This window comes from Armatimonas sp. (assembly GCF_043760365.1).
Lineage (GTDB): Bacteria > Armatimonadota > Armatimonadia > Armatimonadales > Armatimonadaceae > Armatimonas.
The window spans coordinates 1-2,373 of sequence record NZ_JAYUPA010000071.1; the positions used below are offsets into that span (position 1 = coordinate 1).

The 2,373-nt window shown below is 57.5% G+C and carries 6 protein-coding genes; 4 read left to right on the plus strand and 2 right to left on the minus strand.

The features are described 5' to 3' along the window. The coding region (locus ACH2EH_RS01815; protein ID WP_395138276.1) for a hypothetical protein at positions 1-219 on the plus strand (219 nt) is incomplete at its 5' end. Positions 220-315: 96 nt separating this feature from the next. On the opposite strand, the gene ACH2EH_RS01820 is transcribed toward ACH2EH_RS01815, so the two are convergent. Both ACH2EH_RS01820 and ACH2EH_RS01825 read right to left on the minus strand, forming a co-directional pair. Further along, complete coding sequence (locus ACH2EH_RS01820) at positions 316-780, minus strand: GIY-YIG nuclease family protein (RefSeq protein ID WP_395138279.1); 465 nt, start codon at positions 778-780, stop codon at positions 316-318. Continuing rightward, entirely contained in the window at positions 777-1,016 is a 240-nt protein-coding gene (locus tag ACH2EH_RS01825) for a helix-turn-helix domain-containing protein (protein ID WP_395138281.1), read from the minus strand. The genes ACH2EH_RS01820 and ACH2EH_RS01825 overlap by 4 nt, the downstream gene beginning before the upstream one ends. 177 nt (positions 1,017-1,193) lie before the next feature. Between ACH2EH_RS01825 and ACH2EH_RS01830 the strand changes: the two genes are divergently transcribed. The 3 genes from ACH2EH_RS01830 to ACH2EH_RS01840 form a co-directional block, all read left to right on the plus strand. Beyond that, on the plus strand, positions 1,194-1,598 hold the full coding sequence (locus ACH2EH_RS01830; RefSeq protein WP_395138283.1) for a hypothetical protein: 405 nt from the start codon (positions 1,194-1,196) through the stop codon (positions 1,596-1,598). A 58-nt stretch (positions 1,599-1,656) separates the two neighbouring features. Then, a complete protein-coding gene (locus tag ACH2EH_RS01835; protein WP_395138284.1) occupies positions 1,657-2,109 on the plus strand; it encodes a hypothetical protein in 453 nt (150 codons plus the stop codon). 54 nt (positions 2,110-2,163) lie between these two features. Further along, on the plus strand, positions 2,164-2,373 hold a 210-nt coding region (locus ACH2EH_RS01840; protein WP_395138286.1), incomplete at its 3' end, for a hypothetical protein.

The window sequence follows — 2,373 nt, forward strand, 5'->3', positions numbered from 1 at the left end:
CTCTGCCCCTTCTCGCTCTCGCTCGCTCGCTCCGCTCACCAGGGGAAACCGAGTTCCCTTGAGAGGTTGCGTCGGCCTCTGGCTTGCAGACTCCTGCCACCTGCGCCCCAGCTCCGCTACGTGACATTGGGGACTGCTCGCAGAGCATACTGCCACGCCGCCGCCGAGCGAGCGCCCCCGCACTTCGTGCGCTACGGTCAGGGCATCCAGCACCGGTAAGTCGGCGACGAGCTGGCAGCGCCCCTCCCTCTGTGCTGCGCACCCGGACGAGCTGCGCAAGAGCATCGGCTCCCGCCTGGTGGCGACCCGTCACGCTCACGAGCTGGTGAGCCTGCGGACATACTCAATGTCCTCCATCGAGAGCCTGAACCATTCCCCCCGCACCCTCGTTTTTGCAAATCGCCTATGCAATCGTTGCTCCAGTAACACGCAATCAAGAGCCTTGACCATTACCAGTAGTTCTAGCTCGCAGGGGGATCCCACGCGAAGCTCAGAAAGACGGTTTTTAATGTTGCGAGTCCTACCGATCTTGACGAGGCCATTATCGGCCTGGACTAAATAGACAAACTCAGGCACACCAGAACGAGTAGCACCCTCACCCACCAAGTGAGAAACGCCAGCTCTGGCCGTTCGCTTATGCTGAATTGCTTCAGCGACAAGGAGCAGCTTGTGCTCTTCCCATTGCCCCCGCATGCCAGCCTCGCAAAGCGCATTAAGTTGTTCGCCGCTCAAGCCGATCAATATGCCTTTTGAATTCACATAGTGGCGACGCTGTTTCACGAGCTGGCGACCAGTTCAGGCTCCTGCCCAGGAACATAGACGAGCAGCTCCCCCAGGCTGACCCCGAAGTAATCACACAGACGAGAGAGCGTATTGCCATCTATCCGCTCGATTTCCCCGGATGTCTCCATGAGACGCTGAAGCGTGCCAATGGCAAGCCCGGTTTCTTCCGCGAGCGTGCGATAGGGCAGCTTGCGCCCCAGTTCTCTTTCCTTCGCCAGCTTAAGCTCTGGCAAGCGACTTTGTATCAAGGTTTCACCTCCACAACGAGTGTACTACAAACAAACACACTGTACCAGGAAATAGATATATTTTTTCAACAAGACACCCCTTTTTACTTGACAGTGTATACACTACCTGATACACTGTACTAGTTAGCTGATACGCTACAAGAAGGATTCAAGACCATGTTCATGCAAGCAATTGACCCCCGCCTTACTGCTCACGCAGTGTTCACCGCCGAGCGCAACGCTCGCACCAAGTACGCTCAGTACAACGTGCTTTTCTCCATTGACGGAGTTCTCGCAGACACCGTGTTCATTGACCACAAGGAAGACGAGACCCGGCGATACACCGTCCGGCTTGACGCGCAGTTTCACCCAGTGGCTTGCACCTGCAAGTATGCCGAGAAGAACGCGATCTGCCTGCACCAATTCATCGTAGCTCGCAAGCAAGAGGAAGCCTCAGAGGAAGCGATGGTAGCCGACCTCTACGAGCGCGAGGAAGCCCGAGAGTTCATGCTAGAGACCTCAAGAGAGCATGCCGTAGGCTTCAGCGCCGAAATGCTGGCAGACACCGCCGCGAGCTTCGGAAGCTAGACCAAGACCAGGGGGGAGGTACAGCCTCCCCCAACTTCACCCAAAGGACACCAAGACCATGATTTTCCCCAACCACTTCACCCAGACCCAACGAGCCACCGCCACCCTTGAAACCATGGCGATGAACCTAGAGAACGCCGCCGAAGCGATTCGCGCCACTCTTGCTGGCAATGCTCAGGACTACCACCTAAACACCATCGGCGAGCACATGACGAGCGATTCCTACGGCCTCAGCTTCTCAGGATTCGGGGAAGTTCGATGCCCCTCTTGCGGCGTGATCGACTGGACACGCGGCCAGGGGGACACCCAGGAAGGGTTCTGCCCCAAGTGTGCCACGCATCGCAACGAGAACAAGTTTTGCAGCTCCTGCGAGCGATGGTTCCCCAATGCCGAGTTTGAACACCCGTTCTACTGCGAGGCCAGCCAGGGCACCGAGAGCGAAACGAGCGAGATTTGCCGCGAATGCCTCCGTGAGCAGAACGAGGCAGACGGAGACAACCCGCAGTATTGACACCCACGGGGGAGCCTAGAAACTCCCCCACTGACCCCGAGAGGAACCCTAACCATGAACACAGCGACCATGACCGAGACCCAAAACACAGACGATTTTTTCACCCCTGCCGCGCCCGGAACGGACGGCCAGATCGCAGAAGCCCCCTACGGTTTCCCTGAGAGGAAGCTGGAACAATTCACGATCCAGACACGCGAGCATGCCGAGTGGTACCTGCGCAAGCTGGCAAACTTCGACAGGGAAGAGGCGAGTATCAAAGCCCAG

Excerpts from the sequence above, each read along its gene's own strand:
- ACH2EH_RS01830 (WP_395138283.1), top strand. The coding sequence starts at position 1,194 with ATGCAAGCAATTGACCCCCGCCTTACTGCTCACGCAGTGTTCACCGCC.
- ACH2EH_RS01835 (WP_395138284.1), top strand. The coding sequence starts at position 1,657 with ATGATTTTCCCCAACCACTTCACCCAGACCCAACGAGCCACCGCCACC.